Annotated in this window: 3 protein-coding genes; all 3 read left to right on the top strand. The window is 70.6% G+C overall.

Features of this window, described 5'->3' with window-relative positions:
* On the top strand, nt 1-924 hold a 924-nt coding region (locus ACTWQJ_RS46460), incomplete at its 5' end, for an alpha-glucosidase C-terminal domain-containing protein (protein ID WP_443312415.1).
* Between the two features lie 200 nt (nt 925-1124).
* The gene (locus tag ACTWQJ_RS46455; protein ID WP_443312414.1) at nt 1125-2507 is read left to right on the top strand and encodes a maltokinase N-terminal cap-like domain-containing protein; all 1383 of its coding nucleotides are present in this window, start codon (nt 1125-1127) and stop codon (nt 2505-2507) included.
* 28 nt (nt 2508-2535) lie between these two features.
* Nucleotides 2536-4849 (top strand): 1,4-alpha-glucan branching enzyme (glgB, locus tag ACTWQJ_RS46450; protein ID WP_443312413.1); only part of this gene is annotated, 2314 nt, incomplete at its 3' end.

Raw genomic sequence — 4849 nt, 5'->3', positions numbered from 1 at the left:
GAGGCCAACCAGTGGCCCGAGGACGTGGTCGACTACTTCGGCGACTTCCGCGCCGGCGGCGACGAATGCCATATGGCGTTCCACTTCCCGGTCATGCCACGGATCTTCATGGCCGTCCGCCGGGAGTCCCGCTACCCGGTCTCGGAGATCCTGGCCAAGACCCCGGCCATCCCGTCCGGCTGCCAGTGGGGCATCTTCCTGCGCAACCACGACGAGCTCACGCTCGAGATGGTCACCGACGAAGAGCGCGACTACATGTACGCGGAGTACGCCAAGGACCCGCGCATGCGCGCCAACATCGGCATCCGCCGCCGACTGGCCCCGCTGCTGGACAACGACCGCCACCAGATCGAGCTGTTCACGGCACTCCTGCTGTCCCTGCCGGGCAGCCCGATCCTGTACTACGGCGACGAGATCGGCATGGGCGACAACATCTGGCTCGGCGACCGCGACGCGGTACGCACCCCGATGCAGTGGACCCCGGACCGCAACGCGGGCTTCTCCACCTGCGATCCGGGCCGGCTCTACCTCCCGACGATCATGGATCCGGTCTACGGCTACCAGGTCACCAACGTCGAGGCATCCATGTCGTCGCCGTCGTCGCTGCTGCACTGGACCCGCCGGATGATCGAGATCCGCAAGCAGAACCACGCCTTCGGCCTCGGCTCGTACACCGAACTCCAGTCCTCCAACCCGGCCGTACTGGCGTTCCTGCGGGAGCACGGCGACGACCTGGTCCTGTGTGTGCACAACTTCTCCCGCTTCCCGCAGCCGACCGAACTCGACCTGCGCTCCTTCAGCGGCCGCCATCCGGTCGAGCTCATCGGCGGGGTCCGTTTTCCCGCCATCGGCGAACTGCCGTACCTGCTGACCCTGGCGGGTCACGGCTTCTACTGGTTCCGGCTTCGTAAGGACGCCGCGTAGGACGCCAGGGCGGGGCGGTTTCTCCCGCTCCGCCCGGGGCACGCATCAGTAACACCCCGCCCACCCGCGTGAGCCGAAGGGGCGCGCCGGTGTCGAGAGGTCGAGCGCGCGGGGGCCCGAAGGGCTGAGCACGGTCGAGCTCTCGACACCGGCTGGAGCGCCCCGGAGGCGAACCAAAAATGGGGGAAAGGACGCACGCCATGTCGGAAGCCGTCACCCGCCCCGCCACGGCCGGCCCCGGTCTCCTCGCGTCACTGGACCCCCTGCTGCGGGAATGGCTGCCACGGCAGCGCTGGTTCGCGGGCAAGGGGCGTCCGGTCACCGGGTTCTCGCTGGTGGCGGCCACCGAGCTGTTGCCGGCCGGGGGGAAGCTGGGCCTGTACCACCTGCTCGTCCAGGTCCATCAGCCGCTCGCCCACGGCACCGGCCCCGCTGACTGCTACCAGCTCCTGATAGGTGAGCGCGAGGCGCTGCCGCCCCGGCTGGCGCCCGCGCTGATCGGCCATGTGACCGAGGGGCCGCTCACCGGACGCACGGTGTACGAGGCCCTGTACGACCCCCGGCCTGCCGAGCTGCTCCTGGAGGCGCTGCGCACCCGGGCCCGGATCGGCGGCCTCCGCTTCGAACGGGAGCCGCGGCAGGAGGTACGGTCCGGCCTGGTGCCCCGCGCGGTGACCGCCGAGCAGTCCAACTCGTCGGTCGTCTACGGAGACACGTTCATCCTGAAGCTGCTTCGCCGGATCGTGCCCGGCGTCAATCCCGACCTCGAGCTGCCGCTCGCGCTGGCCCGCGAGGGCTGCCCGCGGGTGCCGGCGCCGACGGCGTGGCTGCGGGCCGAGCTGTCCGGTCAGTCGTATGTCCTCGGCGTCCTCCAGCCCTACATCCAGGGTGCGGCGGACGGCTGGGAGCTGGCGTTGCGCGAACTGGCCAAGGGCGAGGACTTCGCCGCCGAGGCGCGGGCGCTCGGGCGCGCCACTGCCGAGGTGCACACCGCGCTGGCCCGCGCGCTGCCGACCGTGACGCTGGGCCACATCCAACTGCGCTCGATGGTCGACGGCATGCTCGAGCGCCTCGACGCCGCCGTACAGGCGGTACCGGCGCTGCGGACGTACGCGCCCGGGCTGCGCTCCGCGTTCCGGGCGCTGGCCGATCTGGCGGCCGAGGGCCACACCTGGACCGCGCAGCGCGTCCACGGCGATCTGCACCTCGGGCAGTGCCTGCGCTCGCCGGGCGGCGAGTGGTCGCTGATCGACTTCGAGGGCGAGCCGGCCCGGCCGCTGGCCGAACGGCGGATGCCGCAGCCGACCGTGCGGGACGTCGCGGGGATGCTGCGCTCCTTCGACTACGCGGCGCACTCGGTCCGGCCGTCCGTGCCCGGCTGGGCGGAGTCCTGCCGGGCCGCGTACTGCTCGGGGTACGCGGAGATAGACGGCCGCGATCCGCGCAACGACCCGGTGCTGCTGCGGGCCTACGAGACCGACAAGGCGGTCTACGAGGTCGTCTACGAGGCCCGGCACCGCCCGGACTGGCTCCCGGTGCCGCTGTCGGCGGCGCGGCGCCTCGCTTCCTCCCATCTGACCTGATCGCACCTTCTCCTAGGAGGCCCCGCCCGTGACTCCCCGTACCCCCGCCAGCGGTTCGGATCCGAAGAAGACGGCCGAGGAGAAGGCGGCTGCGCCCGAGAGGACGACGGCGAAGAAAGCGACGGCGAAGAAAGCGACTGCCAAGAAGGCTACGGCGAAGAAGGTCGTGGCCAAGGAGACGACGGCCGGCAAGGCGGTTGCTGAGAAGGCCGCGGCGAAGAAGGCGACTGCCAAGAAGGCCACGGCCAAGAAGACGACCGCAAAGAAGACAACCGCCAAGAAGACGACCGCGTCGAAGGTCCCCGTCGTGGCCTCCGTCTCCCCCGCCCTCGATGCCGGGGACCGCGAGCGTCTGCTCACCGGTACGCATCACGACCCGCACTCGGTGCTCGGCGCCCACCCGGTCCCGGGCGGAGTCGTGTTCCGGGCGTTCCGGCCGTACGCCCTGTCCGTCACCGTGGTCGCCGGCAATCTGCGGGCCGAGCTGCACGACGACGGCGACGGGTTCTTCTCCGGGCTGGTGCCCCTGCAGGACGTCCCCGGGTACCGGCTCAGCATCGCGTACGAGGGGACCGTCCTGGACACGGAGGACCCGTACCGCTTCCTGCCCGCGCTCGGTGAGCTCGACCTGCATCTGATCGGCGAGGGTCGGCACGAGGAGCTGTGGCGGGCGCTGGGCGCGGAGCCGATGACCCATCAGGGCGTCTCCGGCACCCGGTTCACGGTGTGGGCGCCGAATGCCCGGGGCGTGAGCCTGGCCGGCGGTTTCAACTTCTGGGACGGCACGGGCTTCCCGATGCGTTCGCTCGGCGGCACCGGCGTATGGGAACTCTTCGTACCCGGGATCGGCGAGGGCGAGCTGTACAAGTTCGAGATCACCCGTCCCGACGGTTCGAAGACACTGCGCGCGGACCCGCTGGCCCGCCGCACCGAGGCCCCGCCGAACACCTCGTCCATCGTGCACGCCTCGCACTACGAGTGGGGCGACGAGGAGTGGCTGGCCCGCCGGGCGGAGCTGCCCGCCCACGAGGCGCCGTTCTCCGTCTACGAGGTCCACCTCCCGTCCTGGCGACCAGGTCTGACGTACCGTCAACTGGCTGAGCAGTTGCCCGCCTACGTCAAGGACCTCGGCTTCACACACGTCGAGCTGATGCCGGTCGCCGAGCATCCCTTCGGCGGCTCCTGGGGCTACCAGGTCACCGGCTTCTACGCCCCGACGGCCCGCCTCGGCTCACCGGACGACTTCAAGTACTTCGTGGACGCCCTGCACCGGGCGGGCATCGGCGTGCTCATGGACTGGGTGCCCGCGCACTTCCCGCGCGACGACTGGGCGCTGGCCGAGTTCGACGGGCGTCCGCTGTACGAGCACGAGGATCCGCTGCGCGCGGCCCACCCCGACTGGGGGACCCTGGAGTTCGACTTCGGCCGGCGCGAGGTGCGCAACTTCCTGGTCGCCAACGCCGTGTACTGGTGCGAGGAGTTCCATATCGACGGCCTGCGGGTGGACGCCGTCGCCTCGATGCTGTACCTCGACTACTCGCGCGAGCCCGGCCAGTGGACACCGAACGAGCACGGCGGGCGGGAGAACCTGGACGCGGTGGCGTTCCTGCAGGAGATGAACGCGACGGTGTACCGGCGGTCGCCGGGCGTGGTGACGATCGCGGAGGAGTCCACCGCCTGGGACGGCGTCACGCGAGCCACCCACCACCAGGGCCCGAGCGGCTTCGGCGGCCTCGGTTTCGGGCTGAAGTGGAACATGGGCTGGATGCACGACTCGCTGGAGTACATGAGCCATGAGCCGGTCCACCGCAAGTACCACCACCACGAGATGACGTTCTCGATGGTGTACGCGTACAGCGAGAACTACGTGCTGCCCATCTCCCACGACGAGGTGGTGCACGGCAAACGGTCACTGGTGTCGAAGATGCCGGGCGACTGGTGGCAGCAGCGGGCCGATCACCGCGCGTACCTCGGCTTCATGTGGGCCCACCCGGGCAAGCAGCTCCTCTTCATGGGCCAGGAGTTCGCCCAGGGAGCGGAGTGGTCCGAGGCCCACGGCCCCGACTGGTGGCTCCTCGACCCCGCGTACGGAGCCGAGGCCGACCACCGCGGCGTCCGCGACCTGGTCCGCGACCTCAACGTCGTCTACCGCCACACGCCCGCCCTCTGGGAGCGCGACACCCACCCCGAGGGCTTCCAGTGGATCGTCGGGGACGCGGCCGACGACAACGTCTTCGCCTTCCTCCGCCACGCCGCCGACGGCACACCGCTCCTGTCCGTCTCCAACTTCTCGCCGGTCGTCCGCCACGACTACCGCCTCGGCGTCCACGACGACATCCCCG

The sequence above is a fragment of the Streptomyces sp. KR55 genome (assembly GCF_052245645.1).
GTDB lineage: Bacteria > Actinomycetota > Actinomycetes > Streptomycetales > Streptomycetaceae > Streptomyces > Streptomyces flavusporus.
This window is presented reverse-complemented; position numbering and strand designations above follow the sequence as displayed.